Raw genomic sequence first — 25358 nt, 5'->3', positions numbered from 1 at the left:
ATGAGTAAGCAAAAACTGCCACGGGTAGTAGTAATCGGTGGAGGAACTGGCATGCCAGTTTTGCTTAGAGGCCTTAAAAACCTTCCGATTGAACTGACCGCACTTGTAACGGTTGCTGATGATGGAGGAAGCACTGGAAGAATAAGAAGCGAGATGGCAATTCCAGCTCCTGGGGATATACGTAATGTGATTGCTGCATTATCTGATGCGGAGCCAATGCTACTGGAATTATTCCAGCATCGCTTTTCTGAAGGTAACGGACTTTCCGGACATTCCATGGGGAATCTATTGCTTGCCGCCATGACTTCGGTAACCGGTAATTTCAATACAGGAATTAAAGAAATATCACGTGTATTAAATGTGAAGGGCAAAATTTATCCAATCTCGAATGAAAATATGTCGCTTCATGCTGAAATGGAAGATGGTACGATCGTCTCGGGGGAATCCAATATTCCGCTTTCTAATAAACGGATTAAGCGGGTTTTTTTACGGCCACAGCCGGTTAAACCTCTTCCTAACGCCGTTAGAGCAATCGAGGCAGCAGATCTTGTTGTCATTTCACCAGGGAGTTTGTATACGAGCATAATGCCCAATCTGATTATCCCTCAGGTTAAAGAGGCGCTGCGAGATACGAAAGGGAAGGTCGTTTATGTTTGTAATGTAATGACACAGGCTGGGGAAACTACAGGATATACTGTCTCAGATCATGTTAAAGCTATTAGTGATCATATTGGTCAGGGGTGTATTGAAGCCATTGTAGTGCATAATGAAGTGATTGATAAATCGATTCGGGCTATATATGCGGAAGAGAATGCCGCTCCTGTTGAATATGATATGGAACGTCTGTTGGATATGGACCTGGAAATTATCGAAGGCGATATCATTGACCATTCTCAATTTACATTGCGGCATGATAATAATAAAATTGCTAACTTATTATATTCCATTATGGAAAAAGAATAGATCATATTTTAGTGTGTGTTCAAGAAAAGGATAGCCGTTTAAGAAATACAAGGTATCGTTTTTGCCTGTCACTTGAACACACTAAAAAATGGTAAAGGGGGGTCTAACATGTCCTTTGCTTCGGAGATAAAAAAAGAATTAACTAATATGGAAATGGATGATTGCTGTAAATTAGCCGAACTCGCAGCTTTAATTCGGATGAATGGTGCAGTCTCACTTTCAAGACAACAATACGCCCTTGATGTACAAACAGAGAACGCGGCAATAGCCAGAAGAATCTATACTTTAATTAAATCCAGCTATTCATTGCCGGTAGAACTGCTCGTACGTAAAAAGATGAAGCTGAAAAAGAACAATGTATATATCGTTCGTATGAAAGAAGATGTTCAGCAATTTCTGGAAGATCTTGATATTATCCGTGACCAATATACCGTAGTAAGAACGATATCAAAAAAATATCAGGCTAAGTCCTGCTGTAAAAGATCTTACTTGCGAGGTGCTTTTCTTGCTGGTGGTTCCATCAATAATCCTGAAACTTCATCTTACCACCTTGAAATATCCAACTTCTATGAGGAACATAATGATGCATTATGTGAATTAATCAACACATTTGATTTGCGAGCGCGCACACTAGAACGTAAAAACGGTTACATTGTATATATTAAAGAAGCTGAGAAAATAACGGAGTTCCTAAGTATAATAGGAGCGCACAGAGCTCTTTTTAAATTTGAAGATGTACGGATTATTAGAGACATGCGTAACTCGGTGAACCGACTGGTGAATTGCGAAACTGCAAACCTGAATAAGACGATTGGAGCTGCTTTCAGGCAGATCGAAAATATAAAGCTAATAGAAGCAACAGTCGGTCTTGATCAGCTTCCAGAAAAATTGCAGGAAATAGCGAAATTACGAGTAGAACATGAAGATGTTTCATTAAAAGAATTAGGGGAATTAGTAACAGGCGGTAAAATTTCCAAATCAGGGGTAAACCACCGATTGAAGAAAATTGACGAATTTGCAGATCGGATCAGACGTGGAGAAACAATAGTAAATCAATAATCATTTGACGAATCAGTACATTTATGTAATGTTATATGATATAATACTGATGATTCAAAAGATGCAGTTTATTTTAAAGTGTAAATATACAGTTTGCTCTATGTATGAGCAGCTGTTTGTATATTGGTTTGATAGCGTTTCCGACATTGGGGAGGTTGATTGACTTGGTGGAGAAGTCAGTAAAAGTTGAATTAGATACAGGTTTGCAGGCAAGGCCTGCGGCACAATTTGTTCAGGAGGCTAACCGTTATTCTGCACATTTGTTTCTTGAAAAAGACGGAAAAAAAGTGAATGCAAAAAGTATAATGGGTCTGATGAGCCTGGCAATTACAAAGGGTGAAGTAATTAAGCTCATTGCTGAGGGGTCCGACGAGCAGGATGCACTTGCGCATTTGGCTTCATTTGTAGAAGAACAATAAGCAGAGAAAATCCCTTTCAATAACTGAAAGGGATTTTCTATCTGTGCATTATTTTTCTTCTTTGCGTTCCAGAATTTTATCAATCAATCCGTATTCTACGGAAGTCTGCGCAGTCATGAAGTTATCACGCTCTGTATCACGTTCGATTACTTCAAGTGGCTGACCTGTTTTCTCTGCCATGATCTCATTCATTCTGCGTTTAATTTCAATGATTCTTCTTGCGTGAATTTCAATATCTGTTGCCTGTCCTTGTGTCCCGCCTAATGGTTGGTGAATCATAATTTCACTGTTAGGCAATGCATAACGCTTGCCTTTTTCGCCGGCAGTCAGCAGGAATGCTCCCATTGAAGCCGCCATCCCGATACAGATAGTTGAAACATTTGGTTTAATGAAATTCATCGTATCATAGATAGCCATACCAGCTGTAATAGATCCGCCTGGTGAGTTGATGTATAAAGAAATATCTTTATCCGGATCTTCTGCTTCCAGGAATAATAATTGTGCTACAATTGAGTTGGCAACATTGTCATCAATGCCGCTTCCCAGTAAAATGATGCGGTCTTTAAGTAAACGTGAATAAATATCATATGCGCGCTCTCCACGGTTGGTTTGTTCAATAACTGTAGGTACTAAATTCATTTAAAATCCTCCCTTAATCTTAACATAATATCATTATATATAGTTTTATAATAGCTTAATGGTCAATAAAGGTCAAACGATAAGGGTCAGCACTGAAGAAGAAATATACTTTTCCATGATTCCCTTATTTTTTCTTTATAAACGTTCAAAAGGAATAGTTTCGTGTTAAATGGGAAAAAGACTTGTTTCTATTTGCAAACCGCGTTATAATATTCTATGTGCCAATTTTAAAATCATATATGCGCCCGTAGCTCAGTTGGATAGAGCACTGGTTTCCGGTACCAGGTTTTGCGGGGGTTCGAATCCCTCCGGGCGCGCTTACATAACATCAGGGGCAAGAGAATTCACTATTTCTCTTGTCCTTTTCATAACGATTTTTAAAATTGCAGAATAAAACGTATACTGCAAATAAAAGCATAAGGGGGGATAGAAATGCTGTTGGATAGTCCATACAGAGAAGAAATAATAGAAACTGTCTTCGAAAAATCAAACTTTTGCTTTGTTGTTGTAGATGATCAGGGGTTAGTAACCTATTTAAATGATAATTATTGTCAATTTATTGATGTGAAAAAGGAGGACGCTATAGGAAAACATGTGGAGGATGTAATAGAAAATACGCGAATGCACATGGTAGTGAAATCTGGAAAAGAAGAAATAGCTGATATTCAGTATATACGTGGTAATTATATGATTGCCAACAGGGTGCCATTGTACGCTGAAGGTAAAATTGTTGGTGCAGTTGGTACAGTTTTATACCGAGATACAAAAGAATGGATGAAGATGAACTCCCATATAAGAGATCTTTTGATGGAAATTGAACATTACCGCAAGAAACTGATGGACCAGAGCGGAGCAACGTATACGCTCAGTGATATCGTGGGCAGCTCCGATCAACTGAATAAAGTTAAGGAAAAGGTTAAAAAAGTATCAGCAGGTGATGTATCCGTTCTGTTGAAAGGGGAAAGTGGTACAGGGAAGGAATTATTCGCCCATAGTATCCATCAGTTAAGCGAGCGTAGCAGTAAGCCATTTATAAAAATCAATTGTGCCGCGATTCCGGAAGAATTACTGGAGTCTGAGCTTTTTGGCTATGTGGAGGGAGCATTTACTGGAGCGAGAAAATCTGGAAAACTCGGAAAATTTCAACTTGCTGATGGTGGAACACTATTCCTCGATGAAATTGGTGATATGCCATTAAACGCCCAGGTCAAAATCCTTCGTGTATTACAGGAAGGCGAAGTAGAAGCAATCGGGTCAGAAAAAACACAGAAAATTGATGTAAGAATCATCGCAGCGACAAATCAGCCATTGGAAAAACTAATTCAGGAAAATCGTTTCCGTGAAGATTTATTTTACCGTATTAATGTTGTTCAAATAAAAATTCCCCCGCTTCGTGAAAGACCTGAAGACATTAAAGTAATTGCCAACTACTTGCTTGGGAAAATTACGAGGCGTTCTGGTAAACGAGTGTTTGGCTTTGATGATGCTGTAAAAGATTTTTTTATGTATTACCAATGGCCAGGAAATGTACGTGAACTTGAAAATGTCATCGAGTCTGCGGTACATCTTGCCCCCTCTGATGTGATTACACTTGAAGACCTTCCCGAACAGATCCAAGCCAACCCATATATTACAAAACAAGGATCGGGTTTAAAAGAGATATTGGATCGAACAGAGAAGCAGGCAATTGAACAAGCCTTGAAAAAAGTGAATGGTGATAAAACAAAAGCTGGAAAACTTTTAGGTATCGGAAAATCAAGTCTCTACGAAAAATTGAAAAAGCATGGTATTTCATAGTCCGTAATTCCGGAATCCATTCCGAAATTCCGGAAAACTATATAAAACAAAGGAAAAAGAAAGGGCTTACATATAAACTGCTATTGATGTGAGAGCTTTTTTCCGGTTTCTTGGAAAAGATCTATTTTTGATTCGTATGTAAACACTGTCTAAACAGTGTTTATTGCAATAACAATTCATGGCACGTTTTTTGCTAGTATATAAGTGGAAGGGAGTGCAATTTTAATGAAAACAATTTATACATCATTCAATGAAGCGGTAAAAGATATTAAAGATGGATCTACCATTATGGTTGGAGGTTTCGGATTAGTGGGGATTCCAGAGAATCTCATTCTTGCACTGGTAGATTCACAGGTCAAGCATTTGACGGTTATTTCCAATAACTGTGGTGTTGATGACTGGGGACTTGGATTATTGCTGAAGAATAAGCAGATTGACAAGATGATAGGGTCGTATGTTGGAGAAAATAAAGAATTTGAACGTCAGGTGCTTTCCGGGGAACTGGAAGTGGAATTGACTCCTCAAGGTACATTGGCTGAACGAATCCGTGCAGGTGGAGCTGGCATTCCGGCTTTTTATACACCAGCTGGAGTGGGAACACCTATTGCAGAAGGCGGAGAGGTTAGAACGTTCGGAGATAAAGAATATTTGCTCCAAACAGCTTTAAAAGCTGATTTTAGTCTTGTCAGAGCTGCAGTTGGCGATAAAGATGGGAATCTAGTATATAACAAAACAGCACAGAATTTTAACCCAATGATGGCAGCGGCAGGTAAGATTACGATTGCAGAGGTAGAACAACTGGTTGAAACTGGTTCCATTGAGCCTGAACATGTGCACACGCCTGGAATCTATGTGCAACGTTTAATCGTTGGAAAACAGGAGAAGAAAATAGAACGTCTGACAGTTAGGCAAGAAGCATAATTCTTAATAGGAGGTAGCCAACTTATGGTAAAGCAAGCAGATAAGGCAGCAATCAGAGAGAGAATTGCAAGAAGAGCTGAGAGAGAAATTGTAAACGGTTCCTATGTAAATCTAGGAATTGGCATGCCAACAATGGTGGCAAATTATATTCAGGAAGGAAAGCAGGTTGTCCTTCAATCGGAAAATGGTTTGTTGGGGATTGGAAAATACCCATTAGAAGATGAAGTCGATCCAGATTTGATCAATGCCGGAAAAGAAACTGTAACAACCCAGAAAGGTGCATCCTTTTTCAGTAATGCAGAGTCTTTTGCTATGATTCGTGGAGAGCACCTTGACCTTGCCATACTCGGTGGTATGGAAGTCTCTGAAACAGGTGATTTGGCCAATTGGATGATTCCAGGAAAAATGATCAAGGGCATGGGCGGGGCGATGGATATCGTTCATGGCGCTAAAAAAATTGTCATTATCATGGATCACGTAAACAAACAGGGAGAGTCAAAAATTTTAAAACAGTGCAGTTTACCATTGACGGGTAAAAATGTTGTAGATCGAATCATTACAGATCGTGCAGTGATTGATGTGAAAGATGATGGTCTTGTTCTCGTTGAAGTTGCTGAGGGGTGGACGGTAGAACAGATTATGGAGTCAACAGAAGCCGAACTTAAAGTAAGTGAAGATCTGCAGATAGAAACATATTAAACATTGATTAGTACACTTGGCATACGTCAAGCTTTTGTGTGGATGCCTACTTTGGCAGACAGGAAAATATAAAACTTTTCTATCTGTATAAAGTGCAACTAAGACTGTCACCGAAAGGCTTGGTGACAACCAAGTTTTCTAACTAAAAACAAAATTTGGAGGGGATTGTTTTGATGGAGAATAAAGTGGTTTTTATTACTGGGGCAGCAAGTGGAATTGGTTATAAAATTGGTGTAGCATTTGCAAAGGATGGCGCGAAAGTTGTACTGACGGATATCAATGCTGAAAAGGTGAAAGAAGTCTCTGAAAATTTGGCTAATGATGGTTTTGAATGCATCGGCGTAAAATGTGATGTGACGAAAGAGGATGAGCTTCAAAATGCTTTGGATGTAACAGTGGAAAAATACGGTAGAATTGATGTCTTAATCAATAATGCGGGATTACAGCATGTAGCCTCATTGGAAGAGTTTCCGACAGAGAAGTATGAGTTTATGCTAAAAGTAATGCTTGTTGCCCCGTTTATGGCGACAAAACATGTATTCCCTATTATGAAGAAACAGGGCTTTGGACGTGTTATTAATATGGCCTCCATTAATGGCCTTATCGGTTTTGCCGGAAAAGCTGCCTACAATAGTGCCAAGCATGGATTAATTGGTCTGACAAAAGTGGCTGCATTGGAAGGTGCTGCTGAGGGAATTACAGTTAATGCGATTTGTCCTGGTTATGTGGACACACCTCTTGTAAGAGGACAGTTTGAAGATCTTGCCAAAAACCGCAATGTACCGTTGGAAAACGTTCTTGAGGAAGTACTTTATCCATTGGTACCTCAAAAGAGACTTCTGGATGTTCAGGAAATAGCGGATTATGTCATGTTTCTTGCTAGTGATAAAGCGAAAGGTGTTACAGGCCAGGCAGTAGTATTAGATGGCGGATATACAGCACAATAAATTTTGAATCAAGGGGGAGTAGAGTAAATGGAAAACGTTTATATTTTGGAAGGGGCCCGGACAGCTTTTGGGACTTTTGGCGGAAGTCTTAAAGATGCAGATCCAACCGATCTCGGTGTGACAGTAAGTAAAGAAGCCATACGCCGCAGTGGGATTGATCCAGGTGATATTGATTTTTCTGTTTTGGGAAATGTTATCCATTCCGCAAAAAATGCACCATATCTATCACGGCATATCGCTTTGAAATCAGGACTTCCACTGGGAAGTCCTGCCCTTACAGTCAACCGTCTTTGTGGTTCTGGTCTTCAGTCAGTAGTATCAGCAGCACAATCGATTATGCTTGGTGATGGGCAATTGGCTTTAGCCGGAGGGGTAGAGAACATGAGTCTGTCTCCGTATGCAATGAGAGGGAGTAGATTTGGCACAAAACTCAAGACGCCCCAAGTGGATGATATGTTATGGGCGGCGTTGACAGATGAATATATTGGTTCTGGTATGGGTCTTACTGCTGAAAACCTTGCAGATAAGTACGATATATCACGCGAGGAACAGGATGAGTACGCTTATCTCAGTCATAAACGTGCAGCCGCAGCAAGAGATGAAGGGAAATTCGAAGAGGAAATCGTTCCTTTTGAAATAAAAACAAGAAAAGGAACTGTTCTTGTCGATACGGATGAACATATTCGTGAAGACACGACGATAGAGAAACTTGCCAAACTGAGACCATCTTTCAGACAGGATGGCACCGTAACGGGTGGAAATGCAAGTGGAATTAATGATGGTGCAGGGGCAGTAGTTTTGGCAGGCGAGAACTATGTTCAGAAAAAAAGTTTGCAGCCAATTGCTAGAATCGTTTCCTATGGTATAGCAGGTGTCGACCCATCTTATATGGGAATCGGTCCTGTTCCGGCAATTAAGCAAGCTTTGGAAAAAGCAAAGCTTACCTTAAATGACATCGACCTTATTGAAGTGAATGAGGCCTTTGCATCGCAATATTTGGCAGTGGAGAAAGAACTCGGATTGGATAGAGAAAAAGTTAATGTCAATGGTGGAGCGATTGCTTTAGGACACCCAATCGGGGCAAGTGGTACAAGAGTGTTATATGGGGTTATAAGAGAGCTTAAAAGAAGAAATCAAAAATTTGGTGTCGCCTCGCTTTGTATTGGGGGAGGGCAAGGGATTGCCATGGTCGTTGAAGTTATTTAAATAGATAAACGAGGAGGGGTATTATGTTTGGAATTATTTTAGGGTTAATCGTATTGATGGGGTTGGCTTATTTAGGATGGTCCATTATCTGGATTGCACCAATTGCTGCTGGGGTAGTAGCGCTGACTGGTGGGCTGGATCTGTTGGATGCATATACAAATACGTATATGAGCGGGTTTGTCAACTTTGCTAAAAACTGGTTCCCGGTATTTATGCTCGGGGCGATTTTTGGGAAGTTAATGGAAGATACGGGGATGGCAAAGTCAGTTGCTGTTGCTTTAACGAAGGTAATTGGTACAAAGAGAGCGATTTTAGGTGTTTTAGTATCCTGTGCGGTACTTACTTATGGTGGGGTTAGTTTGTTTGTAGTAGTATTCGCGGTTTACCCACTTGCACTTACTCTTTTCCGTGAAGCAAATATCAGTAGACGTCTGATTCCTGGAACAGTTGCACTTGGGGCATTTACATTTACAATGACTGCAGTTCCCGGAACACCACAGATTCAAAACCTGATTCCAACGGAACATTTTCAAACAAATGCGATGGCAGCACCGGTTATGGGAATCGTTGCAGCAGCGATTATGGCCGTTGGAGGATATTTCTATCTTCGCTGGCGTGAAAAGCAGATGACTGCTAGTGGGGAAACATATACAGAACCAAAAGATAATAAAATTATTGACGTAGGAGAGGATACACCACATTTCATTCTATCCATTCTCCCATTGCTGACAGTACTTCTTACATTGAATTTACTGAATTGGCATATCGTAGTTGCATTACTTTCCGGTATTATTTTACTGATGATTCTTAATATAACGAAATTTAAAGGATTTGTTAAAGCTATCAATGGTGGGGCAATAGGATCTGTTACAGCTATTATCAATACGAGTGCAGCTGTTGGTTTCGGTACAGTGGTACAGGCCGTTCCAGGTTTTAACCGGTTGACGGAATTACTAATGGGTATTAAAGGTAATCCGCTAATTTCTGAAGCGGTTGCAGTAAACCTTCTTGCTGGTGCTACTGGCTCAGCTTCTGGTGGAATGGGGATTGCGCTTGAGGCACTCGGTTCCAAATACTATGAGATAGCATTGAATACGGGTATTGATCCGGAAGCGTTTCACCGGGTAGCATCCCTATCCTCCGGTGGATTGGATACACTTCCACATAATGGTGCAGTGTTAACACTTCTAACGATTACTGGTATGACACATAAAGATAGTTACAAAGATATTTTTGTAGTAGGGGTACTTATTCCGATCATAGCTACGGTAGCAGCTATTTTGCTTGCATCTATGGGAATCTACTAATAATGAAACTATAATCGTTAATAGCAATGCTTGTTTGGAAGGTGAGATGGATGATTACTAATATAACTGTACTAGGTTCCGGTGTAATGGGGCATGGTATTGCTCAAAATTACGCCTTGGCTGGCTACACGGTACATCTTTATGATTTAGAAAGCTCCTACTTGGAGAAGGCAATAAAATTGATTGATGTGAATTTGTCATTATTGGTTAAAGAAGAAATTATTGTACCTGCTGATAAGGAAAACGCATTGGAAAGAATAATTACGACAACAGATTTGCAGCAAGCAACTGAAAACAGTGATTTTATTACAGAGGCTGTGCCAGAAGTGCTTGACATAAAACACAGACTGTACAACGAGCTGGAGTCTATCATTCGGCAGGATACGATTATTGCATCCAATACGTCTACATTTCCAATCTCGCAGCTTACAAAGCATATAAAACATCCGGAGCGATTTATCATCACCCACTTTTTTAATCCGGCACAGTTGGTACCTTTAGTGGAGATTGTAAAGGGCGAGGATACATCCAATCTTGTTGTGGAAACTACATTGAACCTGATGAAAGACATCGGTAAATCACCAGTAGTTCTAAAGAAAGATATTCCTGGTTTCATTGCAAACCGTCTTCAAGCGGCTCTGGTCAGAGAGGCATTCCATTTAATGGAGACGGGGGTAGCATCACCAGAAGATATCGATTTGGCAATAACTGCTGGTCCAGGTGTTCGATGGGCTTTTTCCGGACCCCTTGAAACAGCTGATTTTGGAGGGCTGGATATTTGGAAAAGCGTTGTTGAAAATTTGGCACCAGATTTATCCAAAGCAGAAAAGGTGCCTGAGCTCATAAGTAAAAAAGTGAAAAATGGGGAACTTGGGACGAAAACGGGTAAAGGAATATACAGCTATTCCAATGAAGTTATCGAAGGAAAGCTTGTACAAAGGGATGAGAGATTAGTCAAACTAGGCAAGATTAAACATGGGGATATATAGAATATGATAGAGAAAAAGACAAGGGAGAGCATTTATTGCTACCCCTTGTCTTTTTACTTTCCATTTGGTTCATAAATATCCCATGCGGTTTTGAGTGAATCGGTAATATAATCGGCTACTTCATCCTCAACAAGATTATCCGTAATGACCCGTGAATGATGGTCTTCATAAATCGGTTGTCTATCATAAAATAACTGCTGTATCTCATCAATCGTTTTGCCTTGCAGTACAGGTCGGCTATCGATCAGTAGACTGATGCGTTCTTTCCATGAATCCCAGGATAAATCAAGGAAAAAGATAATGCAATGCGATAAACAGGCATCTCGGATTTCTTCCTGTAAAAATGCGCCCCCGCCAACAGAAATGATTTTCAGTTTCTGTTTGCATGCATGGATAATGGTCTCTTTTTCCGTCTGACGGAATGTTTTTTCTCCGTACATTTTAAAAATCTCTGACGTGGGCATGTTAAATTTCTTTTCGATTTCCTCATCTATATCGATAAAATCTCTATAAAGTTTTTTGGCAACAGCTCTGCCAATCGTCGTTTTGCCAACACCCATAAAACCGATCAGCACAATGCTTTGTTCCCGAAGTGAAACGTCGTTCATGTTTATCCCCCTAGTAACCTAATCTGTAAAACTAGTATATGTTATATCGTTTGTTTTTGCACGGAGAGATTGGATGAAGTTATTGGAAAACTTCCCCAGAAATATTATCTTGTCTGCTGTTGCACGGCTTTTCTTGCTAAAAGGTCTGCATGATTGTTTTGCTTTTCAGGTATCCATTTTATAAAGAAATAGGGGAATTCATTTGCTTTTTCTTGAATCCTTTCCAGCAAGGGTAGAAATAACTTGTTTTTTGTGAACGCTTTTTCGATAACATCTACAGCTACCTTTGAATCGGAACGAAAAGATAAAATCTCATTTGGAAAGAACTCCTGGCAAATTTCCAAAGCTTTAATTATCGCATGGAATTCGGCTTCATGGTTTGTTAAAGTTCCTAATGGAAATGAATATTCATAGCTTTTTCCTTGTGCTTTTATATAGATTCCGGCCCCGCTTAATCCAGGATTTCCTTGGGCGGCCCCGTCTGTGTAGACTTCAATCATCGATGTACACTCCAAACATTGGCTAGTTGTTTAATACTATTATCTATAAGTATATACCAATTTAAATACATCTGACAGCTATACTAAACCGTTATTTTATGTATTAATTCTCTTGCAATCTTAATTAATATTCAGTATATTTAAAAGAAACGTAATATTTATATTTTTGGTGGGGTAGTGAGGGGGAGGAATCATTTGTCTGACATCGTTCTTGAAATAAAGGATCTAAGCACCCATTTTTTCACCGATAGAGGAGAAGTACCAGCGGTAGAGCAAGTCAGCATTCGAGTACATAAAGGTGAGGTAGTAGGAATTGTCGGGGAATCAGGCTGTGGAAAAAGTGTCACTTCCTTATCCATCATGCAGTTGGTACCTAATCCACCGGGGAAAATTGTTTCCGGAGAAATAAACTTTAAAGGTGAAAACCTCGCATTAGCCACAGAAAAACGTATGAAAAAAATACGGGGAAATGAAATATCAATGATATTTCAGGAACCGATGACTTCCTTAAATCCATTGTTTACGATAGGAAACCAAATGATAGAAGCAATCCGGATTCATCAAAAGGTAAGTAAAAAAGAAGCAAGGGAAAAATCGATCGAAATGCTGAAAATCGTTGGTATTCCGAGGGCAGAAGCAATTATCGATGAGTATCCACATCAACTTTCTGGTGGAATGCGACAACGGATCATGATTGCGATGTCCATGTCCTGTGACCCTGAACTTCTTATTGCTGATGAGCCTACAACAGCACTCGATGTTACGATTCAGGCGCAAATACTGGAGTTGATGCGCACATTAAATCATGAGAAAGATACGGCAATTTTATTTATAACACATGATCTTGGTGTTGTAGCGGACATATGCGACCGTGTGGTTGTTATGTACTCGGGGCAAGTAGTTGAAGAAGGAACGAAAAGGGAGGTACTTAAAGATCCCAAACATCCGTATTCCAAAGGATTGATCCGGTCCATACCTAAACTTCATGGTCGGGAAGAGAAACTCTATTCCATCCCGGGAACAGTACCAAAACCGAAAATGGATAGAATAGGATGTCGATTCGCTCCAAGGTGTGAATTTGCCTTTGAGCGCTGTTTTGAAGAAAATCCTCAGTTATATCCAACTGGAGAAGGGAGATTCAGCCGCTGCTTTTTATATGATAAGTCGGAGGGAGACAAGACAATTGATGCAGCAACAAATAAAGAAGCCACTATTGGAGGTTGATGGTCTAAAGAAGTATTTTCCGATAAAAGGTGGGGTGTTTGGTCGCACGGTTGGAGAAGTCAAAGCAGTTGATGGCCTGTCATTCACTGTCTACGAGGGGGAAATACTTGGCATCGTTGGCGAGTCAGGCTGTGGCAAGTCAACGACGGGAAAAGCTATTTTAAGGCTTATTGAACCATCCGAAGGCAGTGTTAAGTTTGAAGATGAAGAAATAACTAGTTTAGGTCCGGTAGAGATGCGAAAATTGCGCCGGGATATGCAGATTATTTTCCAGGACCCGTATGCATCGCTAAACCCAAGGCATACAGTTGAAAAAATTATCGGTGAATCCCTATTGATTCACGGTACCACTTCGAAAAAAGAACGTAAAAGCCGTGTCAAGCAATTACTTGAAGTAGTTGGATTAAGTGCTTATCATGCCTCTCGGTATCCTCATCAGTTCAGTGGCGGACAAAGGCAGCGTATTGGTATTGCGAGAGCACTGGCAAATAATCCGAAACTGATTATTTGTGATGAGCCTGTATCGGCGCTCGATGTTTCTGTGCAGGCACAGGTTTTAAATTTAATGGAAGAATTACGTGATGCGTTTAATCTCACGTATGTATTTATAGCACATGATCTAAGTGTCGTGAAGCATATCAGTGACCGTGTCGGCGTGATGTATTTAGGGAGAATGGTTGAATTAACTGGAAAAGATGAATTGTATAATCATCCGAAACACCCTTATACACAGGCACTTTTATCGGCGGTTCCGGATCCAGACCCTGATATTGAAAAAGAAAGGATTATTCTAAAGGGAGATGTGCCAAGCCCGGCGGATCCGCCAGCTGGCTGCACGTTTCACACAAGATGTCCCATGGCAATGGATATTTGCAAGCAGGTTAAACCGGAATTTTTACCAATTGAAGATAATCATTTTGTTGCTTGTCATCTTTATCATAGTGAGCAGCAGAATATATCAAATAATAACTTAGTAAAAGAGGGGGAACACGAATGAATTTAAAAAGACTATTCTTATTTACCTTGTTGCTTGCATTCCTGTTGGTGCTCACTGCCTGCAGTGGCGATGGTGGAGCAAATACAGATACTAACGCTGATGACGATGAAGCAGATTTAACGGAAGAAGCTGAAGCAAGTGATGAAGATGCTGAAGCGGCAACAGCAGGTAATCAAGTATTGGTTTTTGCGCGTGGAGGGGATTCAGAGAGTTTGGATCCGGGAAGCACAACAGACGGGGAATCTTCACGTGTAACGAAACAAGTACTCGAAGGCTTGTTGGAATTTGATAAAGATTCATTTGAACTTATACCGGGTTTAGCCCATGACTGGGAAGTATCAGAAGATGGTCTGACGTACACGTTCCATTTGGACGAAGGAGTTACATTCCACGATGGTACTGATTTTAATGCGGAAGCTGTAAAAGTCAATTTTGAACGTTGGTCAGATCCTGAACATGCGTATGCGTTTGCTGAGGATGGGTACGTATATTCCATGTACGGAACAATGTTTGGTGGCTATAAAGGTGATGAAGGTCATGTGATAGAAGCGATTAATGTCATCGATAATTATCAGATTGAATTTGTATTAAATCAACCTTTAGGATTCTTCCTGCAAAATTTAGGAATGAGTTATTTTGGAATTACTTCTCCAGCAGCTCTTGAAGAATATGGCTCTGAAATCAATGAAAATCCAGTAGGAACAGGTCCATTTAAGTTTGTTAGCTGGAGTAAGAACGATTCGATTATTGTTGATAGATTCGAAGACTATCGTAAAGAAGGCTTACCAAAACTCGATCGGGTTATTTTTGAAGTTATCCCGGATAACGCTGCTCGTTTGATTGCATTGCGTGCTGGTGAAATCGATATTATGGATGGTTTAAATCCGGATGATGCTGCGGGTATCGAGGCAGAAGCTGGATTAGCATTGTTGACACGTGCTGAAAATAATTTTGGCTATGTCGGATTTAATGCACAAAAGGAACCTGTTGACAGTAAGGAGGTTCGCCAGGCGATTAGTTATGCAATAGATAACCAGGCCATAGCGGATGCTTTATATGCAGGTTATGCCACTTCAGCGAAAAACCCATTACCACCAGGATATTTAGGTTACAACGATGAGGTTAAAGGCTATGCATATGATCCAGAGAAAGCAAAGGAGATACTTGCTGAAGCAGGATATGAAAATGGATTGGAAATTGAATTGATGATGTCACCAACAGCAAGGCCTTATATGCCAGATCCGGAAACAGTTGCCCAGATTGTCCAAAACAATTTAGCAGATATCGGGATTGATGTGACAATTACAAGTCACGAATGGGCACCATACTTGGAGCAGACATTAAAAGGAGAACATCAAATGTTCCTTCTTGGCTGGTCAGGTACCAATGGAGATCCAGACTACTTCTTAAGCAGTCTTCTCCATGGGTCAAATGTCGGAAGCAGTAACCGTACGTTCTATCATAACGAAGAAGTTGATGCGCTATTGGATCATGCAAAAAGAGCTGTAGATCAAGCTGAACGTGCCGAACTGTATATGCAGGCACAAGAACTAATTTCAGAAGATGCACCAATGGTTACCTTAGTGCATTCAACTCCAGTTATGGCTATTTCTGAAAATGTATTGAATTATGTGCCTCATCCATCAACAAGCGAATCATTGGAAGAAGTGGAACTAACGGAATAAAGCAATGAGAGGTAGTAGTCAACTTGCTGCTACCTTTTTTCATTAGAAAACATAAGACTTACAAATGGGTGGAAGATGGGGGTGAAGTGATGTTTGCCTATGTTATGCGTCGTTTGTTAATGCTCATTCCTGTTCTATTGGGAATGACTTTAATTACTTTTTCTATTGTACATCTTATACCAGGTAACCCTGCACAGGTGATTTTAGGGGAAACTGCATCGGCACAAGCTATAGCAGACTTGGAAGAAAATATGGGGTTGAACGAGCCGTATTTTGTTCAGTATAGTATTTATCTTATTGATTTGCTTCAGGGCGATCTAGGTACTTCCTTACGTTCAAAGTCAGCTATTTCCAGTGAAATTTGGCCTTACATAGCAGCTACCTTTGAACTGACCGTCTTTGCAATGCTGTTTGCCATAATTATTGGTGTGAATGCTGGAATTATAAGTGCGTGGAAGCAGAACACTTGGTTCGATTATTTGGCCATGCTAATTGCGCTAATCGGTGTTTCCATGCCTGTCTTCTGGCTTGCATTGATGGAGCAATGGGTCTTTGCACAGGAACTCGGTTGGTTACCGGCATACGGGAGGCAGGAAAGTAGAGATCCGATAGCCGCGATTACTCATTTATATGTGCTGGATTCACTTATACACTTAGACTTTGACCGGACAGTCACTATTTTGAAGCACTTAGTGTTACCAAGTATTGCTTTAGGAACGATTCCAATGGCGATTATTGCGAGAATGACACGATCGAGTATGCTTGAAGTGATGAAATCTGACTATATCAGAACGGTTCGTGCTAAAGGATCTGGTCAGTTACTGGTAATTTACAAACATGCGTTAAAGAACGCAATGATTCCCGTTTTAACAGTTATTGGACTGCAGACTGGCGTGCTTTTGGGCGGTGCGATTTTGACAGAAACGATTTTCAGCTGGCCAGGAATAGGAAGGTATGTATATGAAGCGATAAGCTATAGGGATTATCCTGTTATTCAGTCTGGCATTCTAGTGATTGCATTCATTTTTGTCATGATTAATTTAATTGTTGATATTCTTTATAAAAAAATTGATCCACGGATTAAATATTAGGGGGGTTGCAAATGTTATCAAAAGACAAAAATGAAAATACTGAACAGCAAATAGCAAACCCTGCGAAAGTAGGACAACAGTTTGATACAGAAGAAATGGAAGCAATCACCCCGTGGAAAGAAACACTTAAACAATTATTAAAAAATAGATTTGCTGTGATTGGATTTACGATTATTGTACTATTTGTTTTGCTTGGAATAGTTGCACCTTTATTGACTCCTTATACGTATCAGGAACAAAATCTTGTTAACCGACTGCAACCACCATCTGCAGAAAATTGGTTTGGTACAGATCATATCGGCAGAGATGTATTTACAAGGTTGGCGTATGGTGCAAGAGTTTCTCTTCAGGTTGGATTTTTTGCAGTTACTGGAGCATTGATTTTTGGGACGATGCTAGGAATTGTAGCAGGGTATTTCGGTCGTTGGGTTGATATGATTATATCACGCATATTCGATATTTTATTGGCATTTCCCAGTATATTGCTGGCAATTGCCATCGTTGCTATTTTAGGACCTTCTCTGGAAAATGCACTTATTGCGATAGCTATTATTAATATTCCAATATTCGGTCGTCTTGTGCGTTCAAAGGTAATCAGCTTACGGGAAGAAGAATACATGATGGCGGCAAAGGCTCAAGGGATGAAAAATGGACGAATCATCCTTCATCATATTTTACCAAATAGTACTGCCCCGATAATTGTACAAGCAACATTAAGTTTTGGTACCGCAATACTTGAAGCAGCTGCACTTGGTTTCCTTGGGTTGGGTGTTCAGCCTCCAATTCCGGAGTGGGGTCAGATGTTGGCAGATGCACGCGATTTCATTCAGCTTGCACCATGGACTTTAGTTGCACCTGGGATTTCGATTATGCTTGTTGTACTGGGATTTAATTTAATTGGGGATGGATTAAGAGATGCACTCGATCCGAAGATGAAGAATTGATAATACACATGATGTATGCAAAGGGAATCTTTTTGGGATTCCCTTTGTATATGAAAAGTAAAACATTTAACTCGAATCTAATGACCATGGTCCTCTTCAGCTTCTTCCATTTCCTCGTAATCATCTGGTGAAGCACTACCTACGATTACTTCCTTCAGTGGCATCGTGTGGAGATCTCTTGCCGTTGTATGTGCATACATTTCATAAATGCCATCTTTTTCAAATGCTGTTTCAGCTGTATAGGAGCCGTCCTCATTATTAACGGATTCTATCATGATGCTATCATCTCTTTGGCCTTTTTCCCAAACCTCAAAGACTACTTCATCAGCATCTTTTACAGGTTCATTGTCATAGATGACGACCGCTGTTAAATTAACCAATTCATTGACTTCTGCTGTTTCCGGAACTTCAAAATTCACTTCAAGGATCGGTAATTCATCAGATTCTTCATTTCCATTACAAGCAGTTAAAGTAAGTACAATAATTGCTAAAAGTATCATCCAACTTTTTCTTGGCATTGTTATATCCTCCAATACTATATTTAGGATTGTAATAATTATCTAAATTCAAGCTTAGTATAACATGTTGAATACAGTTAATCAGTGAACGTTCAGTGAAAATAAGTGATTGTCTAATGGTCACATAAAAGTACTGTACGATATCAATTTTACAGTCATCGCTTAAGGGATGATTTTTTACGAATTAAAAGTACTAAAAATTGTGTTGACTTTATTAAAAAATTCAAATAATATGTTCTATGTAAGCGTTTTACGATAAACATTTACAAATTTCGCTGTATTACGACAAACAAAGGGGGTAATGTATATGAATAAGAAAAAATTAGGCTATTTGTTTGCTATGATTCTATTAGCTAGTAGTATTCTGGCGGCCTGTGGAAGTGATGATGATGCCGGCTCGACAGATGATGGAAATGGTGAAGGGTTAGACACGAATATAGTAACCATTGCTACAGGAGGTGCTTCAGGACCTTATAATATTATTGCAACAACATTAGCTGAAAAATATAGTTCAGCATATGGAGTCAACTCCAGAACGCAAACAACTGGGGCATCGGTTGAAAACGTTAACTTAATGGAACAGGATAAGGTTGAAATGGCTTTTACAATGAGCGATGTTGTCAGTCAGGCAATAGCTGGTGAGGTTAGTTTTGAACAGCCTGCAGAAAAATTAAATCAAATAGCAGCATTATATCCGAACTATGTTCAAATTGTAACGACTGCAAATTCAGGAATTGAAACATTCGAAGATTTAAAAGGGAAACGGATCGCAGTGGGAGATCAAAACTCAGGCGTTGAAGTAAATGCCCGCAGTCTTCTGAACGGTCATGGTATTACTTACGATGACATTGATGTTGATTATTTGGGATATGCCGAAGCAGCAGACGGGCTTCGAGCAGGCCAGCTTGATGCAGCATTCCTTACAAGCGGACTTCCAAACGCTTCGTTATTGGAGTTATCGGAAACATTAGATATCCGATTGGTAACCGTTGATCCAGCAGACGTGGAAGAAATTGCACAGGAAGAATCTTATTTTGTAGCTTTAGAAATTCCGGCTGGTACGTATGGCAATGAGGAACCAATTCCAACGGCTGCTATCATGAATGCATTGGTAGTCCATGCCGATATGAGTGAAGATGACGTTTATGAACTGACCAAAACATTCTTTGAAAGTCTGGATAGTTTAGTGAACTCTCATCAGGCAGCCGCTGACATCTCATTAGAAACAGCTCAGGAAGGTTTAGTAGCACCTATACATCCAGGGGCAGAACGCTACTATAATGAACAGTAAGAGGTTTATGTGGAGCGCATGTATCATTGTGCTCCTCTTTTCTCTTTTTTATAGATTGCCAGTCATTCAGTTGGATTTTGGACATACTATTTACTATCTAAAAGAAGATCACTTCGAATTACGATGGATTCATTCCGTCGAAAAGGAAGAATGGGTGGAAGTCTACCAAAGAGAAGATGATGAATTGATCCTGACAGAAACCTATTTTAAAACGTTTGGTGCAGGTGTACCATCAGACGGTGAAGTTATCGATGCACAAGATGACTTCATCCATATGAAAATCAGCGAGCGACTATCAGAAATGAATCTCACTGTCTCAGAAAATGTTAAAACAACAATTATAAGTAATGAGACCGAAATTCTACTATATGAAATAACGAATGACTACGAAAGTGTAACTATCTCCATAGAATATTTACCTATTTGGGAGTACATAGGAGGCGAATTTTTATGACAGAAAAAAATAAGGAATCTGTAATGGATGAAACTACTTCCGATGTAGTTGACGATGCCAAAACACGCGAGGTCTTGGAAAAGTATGACGCTGAATCCAGAGTTAGAAAAGTAAAGAATAGAAATATCGCAATTTTTATTTCAATCATTGCGATTCTTTATTCTTTCTTCCATCTATATGTTACTTATAATCCGATGCCTGCCCTCTTGCAAAGATCGATACATATGTCTGTAGGTATGGCACTCGTATTCCTTATATACCCTACATTTAAAAAACAAAATAGAGCAGCCATTCCTGTATATGACTGGATTCTTTTCCTATTAAGTATAGCTTCTTCCTTATATTTAATCGCAGAATATAATGCCATTGTAACAACACGTGGTGGAATTCCAAATACAATGGATATTTTATTTGCAATTCTTACTGTCCTATTGGTACTGGAAGCCGCAAGAAGAGTTACCGGTCTTATTTTACCAATACTTGCCTTGATATTCTTGGCATATCCTTTCTTCAGTCATATGGATTGGCTTCCAACGATGCTTATGACAAGAGACTTCGATCTTGGAGACATTTTTGGACAATTATACTTGAAGACGGAAGGGTTATTCTCTACAGCAATTGGTGCTTCTGTCCAGTTTATATTCCTATTTATTTTGTTTGGAGCTTTCCTTACCAAATCAGGCATGGGTCAGTTGTTTAATGATCTGGCAATGGCGCTTGCAGGAAGTAAGCAAGGTGGACCGGCGAAAGTGGCGGTAATTTCCAGTGGATTTATGGGAAGTATCAATGGGGCTGCTGTAGCCAATGTAGTAGGTACAGGATCCTTTACGATTCCTTTGATGAAAAAAATTGGATATTCCAAAAACTTTTCCGGTGCTGTTGAAGCCAGTGCTTCGATTGGGGGGCAAATCTTGCCGCCAATCATGGGTGCAAGTGCATTTATTATGGCAGAAACGACTGGAATTGCATATGGTACAATCGCCCTGGCAGCTTTAATCCCAGCTGTACTCTATTTTCTTGCAGTTATTATGCAAGTCCATTTTCGTGCAGGTAGAAGAAATCTGAAAGGCATTCCTAAAGCTGATTTGCCACGAGCTAAAGATGTGCTGAAAGAGCGAGGCCATCTGCTTCTTCCAATCGTGGGGCTTATCGTGATGCTATATATGGGAATACCTGTTGGTTTCTCCGCGTTCTACACAATTATACTTACAGTAATCATCGCTTCAATCCGGAAAGTCAGCCGGATGGGGGTAAAAGATATCTTAAGTGCTATGGAAAACGGAGCAAAACAGTCGCTATCTGTAATGATTGCCTGTGCGGTAGTCGGAATCATCATCGGAGTTGTTAACCTGACAAGTTTTGGTTCTGTAATGACTTCAGCGATTACGAGTTTTGGAGCAGGTTCGTTATTCCTGACTTTGTTCCTTACAATGATCGCATCTATCATTCTTGGAATGGGATTACCTTCCATTCCTGCATACATTATAACTGCGACAATGACTGCACCTGCACTTGCTGAATTTGGCATTCCGATTTTGGTTGCGCATTTATTTGTATTTTACTTCGGTATTTTTGCAAATATTACACCACCAGTGGCACTTGCGGCATTTGCTGGGGCTGGGATATCCGGTGGGGATCCGATGAGGACAGGATTCACGGCATTACGGTTGGCATTAGCTGGTTTCATTATTCCGTATCTGTTCGTTTATAATCCAGCCATGTTATTAATTGATACGACTGGGTTACCTGTCAATGCAACAGAATTTCCGTTTCCGCCAGTTATGGAAGTCATATTGATTACAATAACGGCGATTATTGGAATTATAGGACTTGGTGCTGCACTGGAAGGCTACTTCAAAACGCATTTAAATGTCTTGTTAAGAATAGTATTAGGTGCAGGATCTCTAATGATGATTGTACCCGAAACGACTACTGATATCATCGGATTAATCGCAGTAGGTGCTGTATTCATTTTGAATTTCATGAAAAATAGAAGAGAAAGTAATGCGGTTGAAACTAAATCTGCAAGCTAGGTATCTTATTGCTTAGCTTTTCGTTTTAAGATTAGTATACTAGTAACTAGATTATTCCCGAAAGAGGTGCCTTTAATGAAATTGTTAAGTTATCAATCAAAAGAAACAGACTCCTGTAGAATAGGCTGTATGGTCGGTGATAAAATTGTGGATTTGCAGGAGGCGTACCGTAGGATGATTATTTCGAAATCGGAAAAAGACACGCTAACAGCAATTGCACAGGAATTCCCTTCAGAGCCAGGCCGATTTTTTTCGACTGGAGAGCGTTTGATAGAGAAGGCAATAGAAGCCCATAACTATATTTTAACAAGCAATAGCAATATCGAAGAGTTCTCTTATAATAGAGAGGAAGTTACTCTCGGAACACCAGTACCTTCACCTTCGAAAATTATTTGTGTGGGAAAAAACTATGCTGATCATGTTGTGGAAATGCAAAGTGAAATACCGGATTATCCTGTCCTATTTGCTAAATTTACGAATGCCTTGATAGGTCCTGAAGATTCCATCGAGAAATCTTCCTCTACAGAAAAATTGGATTACGAAGTGGAGCTGACTATTGTTATCGGAAAAGAAGCTTCGAAGGTGAAGAAAGAAAATGCACTTGATTATATTGCCGGATACACCATTGGCAATGACATATCGGCAAGGGACCTTCAAAAAAGGACACCCCAATGGTTACAAGGTAAAACATTGGACCGTACAACACCAATTGGCCCATGGGTTGTCACTGCAGATGAGATTGAAGATCCGTCCAATCTATCTATTAAATCCTATGTGAATGGGGAAGAAAGGCAATCTTCCAATACAAGCCATCTTATTTATAATATTCCTTTTCTAATAGAATTTATCTCAGATTTAATTACATTAAACCCAGGAGACATTATTATGACTGGAACGCCAGACGGTGTCGGTTTTGCAATGAATCCTCCCCAATTTTTAAAAGGCGGGGATGTCGTGGAACTGGAAATAGAAAAAATTGGAACGATGCGTAATAACGTTATCGAATCTTAAGAATACGAGATTGGCACAACTTTCGCACCAATAATTAGGTTAAACCGGTTAACTGGTCAACTGTGAAGTAAGATAATAACCATCGGATTTTAAGTGAACTGCGACGTAACTTATTTAATTACAATTGGATTTGATATAAGCTGTGACGCGGTATATGTAGCTTCGGCGATCGCTCTGGGGAATACACTTATGGTTCGCTGGCGGCTGGTGAGCCAACTTGCGCTAAAGCGCTACGCTGTCTCACCGATGCTTCTGCTCCCGCAGAAGTCTCCGTGTATTCCCCAGAGCTGGTTAGAAGATTGCTTCTAATTACTACTCATGCACTAGCTCAAAAAGCATCATACAACAACTTCACCAGTACAGGTGAGCGTCCAGAGTGATCTAGGACTGGTGCAGCTATTGATTACGAAAGATCTTTGTAGCTAGTTATAAAAATGCTAAATGCAGTCAAATTTAATCAAAAATCTTCTATCGCTCTTGCTGAGGTATATATTTTTGAAAGAATTCCCATATCAGCAGCCCGTATACACGTAGTCTCCAACGGGAGGAAAGGCATCGGTGAGACACTGAAATGCGTTAGCATGAAGGGGCTCACCAGCGCGCCCGTGGAAAGCGAGGTGTATACGGGCTGCGGACGCCGAAGTAACTTATTTCCATTAGCAATCCCTACCCTTCGTTCTATAAAATTTGTTCACATGGATGACATTTACATATTGAAATGGCAATATAGAAGGCAGTGATATGATTTAAGGAGTCTGATGATAATGAAACAAAAACTCGTCCTGAAACAATCCTTACAATGGAAGATGAATCAGTCACTCATGCAATCGATCAATATTCTGCAACTCACGAGCAGTGAGCTGATGGATTATATAAAAGAGGTTGCAAATGAAAATCCGTTAATTGAAGAAATAGACACGGATATGGATTGGGAGCAGTTCAGGCCAATGCACGCCAATGTTCAATCCGTTGGAGAAATCAATCAATCAGAGATGACAATGTATGATCAGCTGAAAGCACAGCTTTTCATGCTCACAATGGATGATGAGTTAAAAGCAATCATAGAATTTGGAATCGACTCTTTGAATGAGGACGGCTATCTAGATATTGAATTGGAAGAGTGGGCCAGCGCTTGTGGAACGACGATGGATGCTGTTGAAGAGGCTCTTATGAAAATTCAGTCCTTAGAGCCGACTGGGATCGGCGCAAGGAACCTTCAGGAATGTATTTTGCTACAACTGAGGCAATTAAACAATTACGCTCCATATATAGAAGATTTAGTAGTTGACCATTTGGAATTGGTTGCGGATACAGATACGGACTCCATCAGCCGATTATACGGAGTGACCATCGACGAGGCTAAAGCTTTGATAGAGAATATTAAATTATGTAATCCAAAGCCAGGTCGACTGATATCCACAGTTCAACCAGAATATATCATTCCCGAAGCTTCCATTCATAAAGAAGAAGGAAAATGGAAAATATCTTTTTATAAATGGGCGACACCAAAAATTACCCTCAATCCCCAATATGAAAAATTGAAAGACCCAGCAAATGAAGCTACCGATTATTTAAAAGAAAAATACAAGGAAATTGATTCACTCAAACAGGCCATTATGTACCGTGGAAGTACATTGGAACAGGTCATCCGAATAATCATGGAAAAGCAGCTGCCATTCTTTGAACACGGGCAAAGTAGGATCCAACCGCTTACATTAAGAGAGATAGCTGAAGAATTAAATCTCCACATTTCGACTGTCAGCAGAGCCATCAGTCAGAAATATGTACAGACCAACCATGGAGTTTTGCCACTGAAATTTTTTCTGCAAAGTGGTGTCAGAAAAGGAAACGGAAAGGTTATTGCTACATTAGCAATTAAACAGCTTATTCAAGAAATGATAAAATATGAAGATAGAAAAAAACCTTTATCTGATAAAGCGATAAAACAGAAGCTGAGAAACGAATTCGCTATCGAGGTTGCAAGAAGGACTGTAATGAAATACCGTGACCAGCTTCATATACCATCTTCCATGAAAAGGAAACAGGAGGAATAATT

24 protein-coding genes and 1 tRNA gene are annotated in these 25358 nt (G+C 39.9%); 21 read left to right on the top strand and 4 right to left on the bottom strand.

Annotated elements, in window-relative coordinates; genetic code table 11:
• The 3 genes from MN204_RS11845 to MN204_RS11835 all read left to right on the top strand — a co-directional run bounded on the left by MN204_RS11845 (nt 1) and on the right by MN204_RS11835 (nt 2441).
• A complete protein-coding gene (locus MN204_RS11845) occupies nt 1-963 on the top strand; it encodes a gluconeogenesis morphogenetic factor MgfK (RefSeq protein WP_249871282.1) in 963 nt (320 codons plus the stop codon).
• Nucleotides 964-1071: 108 nt separating this feature from the next.
• Nucleotides 1072-2022 (top strand): DNA-binding protein WhiA, encoded by a 951-nt coding sequence (gene whiA / locus MN204_RS11840; RefSeq protein ID WP_249871281.1) that lies wholly within the window; start codon nt 1072-1074, stop codon nt 2020-2022.
• A gap of 164 nt (nt 2023-2186) precedes the next feature.
• Entirely contained in the window at nt 2187-2441 is a 255-nt protein-coding gene (locus MN204_RS11835) for an HPr family phosphocarrier protein (protein ID WP_249871280.1), read from the top strand.
• 48 nt (nt 2442-2489) lie between these two features.
• Here MN204_RS11835 and clpP read toward each other — a convergent pair whose 3' ends face one another.
• Entirely contained in the window at nt 2490-3080 is a 591-nt protein-coding gene (gene clpP / locus MN204_RS11830) for an ATP-dependent Clp endopeptidase proteolytic subunit ClpP (protein WP_249871279.1), read from the bottom strand.
• Nucleotides 3081-3321: 241 nt separating this feature from the next.
• Here clpP and MN204_RS11825 point away from each other — a divergent pair.
• The 8 genes from MN204_RS11825 (at nt 3322) to MN204_RS11790 (ending at nt 10946) form a co-directional block, all read left to right on the top strand.
• A tRNA-Arg gene (locus MN204_RS11825) sits at nt 3322-3397 on the top strand.
• Nucleotides 3398-3512: 115 nt separating this feature from the next.
• Complete coding sequence (locus MN204_RS11820) at nt 3513-4877, top strand: sigma-54 interaction domain-containing protein (RefSeq protein ID WP_249871278.1); 1365 nt, start codon at nt 3513-3515, stop codon at nt 4875-4877.
• Nucleotides 4878-5102: 225 nt separating this feature from the next.
• Entirely contained in the window at nt 5103-5798 is a 696-nt protein-coding gene (locus MN204_RS11815) for a CoA transferase subunit A (RefSeq protein WP_249871277.1), read from the top strand.
• 24 nt (nt 5799-5822) lie between these two features.
• Entirely contained in the window at nt 5823-6497 is a 675-nt protein-coding gene (locus tag MN204_RS11810; protein WP_249871276.1) for a 3-oxoacid CoA-transferase subunit B, read from the top strand.
• Nucleotides 6498-6667: 170 nt separating this feature from the next.
• Nucleotides 6668-7444 (top strand): 3-hydroxybutyrate dehydrogenase, encoded by a 777-nt coding sequence (locus MN204_RS11805; protein ID WP_249871275.1) that lies wholly within the window; start codon nt 6668-6670, stop codon nt 7442-7444.
• A gap of 27 nt (nt 7445-7471) precedes the next feature.
• Complete coding sequence (locus MN204_RS11800; RefSeq protein ID WP_249871274.1) at nt 7472-8650, top strand: thiolase family protein; 1179 nt, start codon at nt 7472-7474, stop codon at nt 8648-8650.
• Between the two features lie 23 nt (nt 8651-8673).
• Nucleotides 8674-9957, top strand: coding sequence for a GntP family permease (locus MN204_RS11795; RefSeq protein ID WP_249871273.1), 1284 nt, complete (start codon nt 8674-8676; stop codon nt 9955-9957).
• A 50-nt stretch (nt 9958-10007) separates the two neighbouring features.
• Nucleotides 10008-10946: a 3-hydroxyacyl-CoA dehydrogenase family protein gene (locus tag MN204_RS11790; protein WP_249871272.1), complete on the top strand. Its 939-nt coding sequence runs from the start codon at nt 10008-10010 to the stop codon at nt 10944-10946.
• A 53-nt stretch (nt 10947-10999) separates the two neighbouring features.
• Here MN204_RS11790 and MN204_RS11785 read toward each other — a convergent pair whose 3' ends face one another.
• Together MN204_RS11785 and MN204_RS11780 are read right to left on the bottom strand one after the other, a co-directional pair.
• Complete coding sequence (locus MN204_RS11785) at nt 11000-11554, bottom strand: shikimate kinase (protein WP_249871271.1); 555 nt, start codon at nt 11552-11554, stop codon at nt 11000-11002.
• 104 nt (nt 11555-11658) lie between these two features.
• Nucleotides 11659-12054 (bottom strand): RNase H family protein, encoded by a 396-nt coding sequence (locus MN204_RS11780; RefSeq protein WP_249871270.1) that lies wholly within the window; start codon nt 12052-12054, stop codon nt 11659-11661.
• A 195-nt stretch (nt 12055-12249) separates the two neighbouring features.
• Between MN204_RS11780 and MN204_RS11775 the strand changes: the two genes are divergently transcribed.
• The 5 genes from MN204_RS11775 to MN204_RS11755 all read left to right on the top strand — a co-directional run bounded on the left by MN204_RS11775 (nt 12250) and on the right by MN204_RS11755 (nt 17995).
• Nucleotides 12250-13278, top strand: coding sequence for an ABC transporter ATP-binding protein (locus MN204_RS11775; protein WP_249871269.1), 1029 nt, complete (start codon nt 12250-12252; stop codon nt 13276-13278).
• Complete coding sequence (locus MN204_RS11770; protein ID WP_249871356.1) at nt 13253-14275, top strand: ABC transporter ATP-binding protein; 1023 nt, start codon at nt 13253-13255, stop codon at nt 14273-14275. Before MN204_RS11775 ends, MN204_RS11770 begins: the two co-directional genes overlap by 26 nt.
• Nucleotides 14272-15960 (top strand): ABC transporter substrate-binding protein, encoded by a 1689-nt coding sequence (locus tag MN204_RS11765; RefSeq protein WP_249871268.1) that lies wholly within the window; start codon nt 14272-14274, stop codon nt 15958-15960. The genes MN204_RS11770 and MN204_RS11765 overlap by 4 nt, the downstream gene beginning before the upstream one ends.
• Nucleotides 15961-16049: 89 nt before the next feature.
• Nucleotides 16050-17051 carry an ABC transporter permease gene (locus MN204_RS11760; protein ID WP_249871267.1) on the top strand — a complete coding sequence of 334 codons (1002 nt, stop codon included), beginning with the start codon at nt 16050-16052 and terminating at the stop codon, nt 17049-17051.
• A gap of 95 nt (nt 17052-17146) precedes the next feature.
• Complete coding sequence (locus MN204_RS11755) at nt 17147-17995, top strand: ABC transporter permease (RefSeq protein WP_249871355.1); 849 nt, start codon at nt 17147-17149, stop codon at nt 17993-17995.
• A 77-nt stretch (nt 17996-18072) separates the two neighbouring features.
• Here the strand turns inward: MN204_RS11755 and MN204_RS11750 are convergent, their stop codons facing one another.
• Nucleotides 18073-18513 (bottom strand): FixH family protein, encoded by a 441-nt coding sequence (locus MN204_RS11750; RefSeq protein WP_249871266.1) that lies wholly within the window; start codon nt 18511-18513, stop codon nt 18073-18075.
• Between the two features lie 307 nt (nt 18514-18820).
• Here MN204_RS11750 and MN204_RS11745 point away from each other — a divergent pair, with 307 nt between their 5' ends.
• From MN204_RS11745 to rpoN, 5 genes are all read left to right on the top strand, one after another.
• A complete protein-coding gene (locus MN204_RS11745; RefSeq protein ID WP_249871265.1) occupies nt 18821-19804 on the top strand; it encodes a TAXI family TRAP transporter solute-binding subunit in 984 nt (327 codons plus the stop codon).
• The gene (locus tag MN204_RS11740; protein ID WP_249871264.1) at nt 19794-20258 is read left to right on the top strand and encodes a DUF1850 domain-containing protein; all 465 of its coding nucleotides are present in this window, start codon (nt 19794-19796) and stop codon (nt 20256-20258) included. Before MN204_RS11745 ends, MN204_RS11740 begins: the two co-directional genes overlap by 11 nt.
• Nucleotides 20259-20281: 23 nt before the next feature.
• A complete protein-coding gene (locus MN204_RS11735; protein ID WP_438804704.1) occupies nt 20282-22291 on the top strand; it encodes a TRAP transporter permease in 2010 nt (669 codons plus the stop codon).
• 75 nt (nt 22292-22366) lie between these two features.
• Nucleotides 22367-23302, top strand: a complete 936-nt coding sequence (locus tag MN204_RS11730) for a fumarylacetoacetate hydrolase family protein (protein WP_249871262.1) — start codon at nt 22367-22369, stop codon at nt 23300-23302.
• Nucleotides 23303-24066: 764 nt separating this feature from the next.
• Entirely contained in the window at nt 24067-25356 is a 1290-nt protein-coding gene (rpoN, locus tag MN204_RS11725; protein ID WP_249871261.1) for an RNA polymerase factor sigma-54, read from the top strand.
• The last annotated feature ends 2 nt before the right edge of the window (nt 25357-25358 follow it).

The organism is Oceanobacillus saliphilus, from assembly GCF_023522835.1.
In the GTDB taxonomy this organism is placed as follows: Bacteria; Bacillota; Bacilli; order Bacillales; family Amphibacillaceae; genus Oceanobacillus; species Oceanobacillus saliphilus.
The sequence above is the reverse complement of the archived record's forward strand: the minus strand, read 5'-3'. Positions and strand labels throughout refer to the sequence as shown.

What these genes read in the sequence shown, in the direction of transcription:
- MN204_RS11730 (WP_249871262.1), top strand. Translation starts at nt 22,367, where the DNA reads ATGAAATTGTTAAGTTATCAATCAAAAGAAACAGACTCCTGTAGAATA.
- clpP (WP_249871279.1), bottom strand. Translation starts at nt 3,080, where the DNA reads ATGAATTTAGTACCTACAGTTATTGAACAAACCAACCGTGGAGAGCGC.
- MN204_RS11815 (WP_249871277.1), top strand. Translation starts at nt 5,103, where the DNA reads ATGAAAACAATTTATACATCATTCAATGAAGCGGTAAAAGATATTAAA.
- MN204_RS11735 (WP_438804704.1), top strand. Translation starts at nt 20,282, where the DNA reads ATGGATGAAACTACTTCCGATGTAGTTGACGATGCCAAAACACGCGAG.
- MN204_RS11795 (WP_249871273.1), top strand. Translation starts at nt 8,674, where the DNA reads ATGTTTGGAATTATTTTAGGGTTAATCGTATTGATGGGGTTGGCTTAT.
- MN204_RS11745 (WP_249871265.1), top strand. Translation starts at nt 18,821, where the DNA reads ATGAATAAGAAAAAATTAGGCTATTTGTTTGCTATGATTCTATTAGCT.
- MN204_RS11780 (WP_249871270.1), bottom strand. Translation starts at nt 12,054, where the DNA reads ATGATTGAAGTCTACACAGACGGGGCCGCCCAAGGAAATCCTGGATTA.
- MN204_RS11760 (WP_249871267.1), top strand. Translation starts at nt 16,050, where the DNA reads ATGTTTGCCTATGTTATGCGTCGTTTGTTAATGCTCATTCCTGTTCTA.
- MN204_RS11765 (WP_249871268.1), top strand. Translation starts at nt 14,272, where the DNA reads ATGAATTTAAAAAGACTATTCTTATTTACCTTGTTGCTTGCATTCCTG.
- MN204_RS11820 (WP_249871278.1), top strand. Translation starts at nt 3,513, where the DNA reads ATGCTGTTGGATAGTCCATACAGAGAAGAAATAATAGAAACTGTCTTC.
- rpoN (WP_249871261.1), top strand. Translation starts at nt 24,067, where the DNA reads ATGAAACAAAAACTCGTCCTGAAACAATCCTTACAATGGAAGATGAAT.
- MN204_RS11810 (WP_249871276.1), top strand. Translation starts at nt 5,823, where the DNA reads ATGGTAAAGCAAGCAGATAAGGCAGCAATCAGAGAGAGAATTGCAAGA.
- MN204_RS11790 (WP_249871272.1), top strand. Translation starts at nt 10,008, where the DNA reads ATGATTACTAATATAACTGTACTAGGTTCCGGTGTAATGGGGCATGGT.
- MN204_RS11740 (WP_249871264.1), top strand. Translation starts at nt 19,794, where the DNA reads ATGAACAGTAAGAGGTTTATGTGGAGCGCATGTATCATTGTGCTCCTC.
- MN204_RS11800 (WP_249871274.1), top strand. Translation starts at nt 7,472, where the DNA reads ATGGAAAACGTTTATATTTTGGAAGGGGCCCGGACAGCTTTTGGGACT.
- MN204_RS11755 (WP_249871355.1), top strand. Translation starts at nt 17,147, where the DNA reads ATGGAAGCAATCACCCCGTGGAAAGAAACACTTAAACAATTATTAAAA.
- whiA (WP_249871281.1), top strand. Translation starts at nt 1,072, where the DNA reads ATGTCCTTTGCTTCGGAGATAAAAAAAGAATTAACTAATATGGAAATG.
- MN204_RS11750 (WP_249871266.1), bottom strand. Translation starts at nt 18,513, where the DNA reads ATGCCAAGAAAAAGTTGGATGATACTTTTAGCAATTATTGTACTTACT.
- MN204_RS11845 (WP_249871282.1), top strand. Translation starts at nt 1, where the DNA reads ATGAGTAAGCAAAAACTGCCACGGGTAGTAGTAATCGGTGGAGGAACT.
- MN204_RS11785 (WP_249871271.1), bottom strand. Translation starts at nt 11,554, where the DNA reads ATGAACGACGTTTCACTTCGGGAACAAAGCATTGTGCTGATCGGTTTT.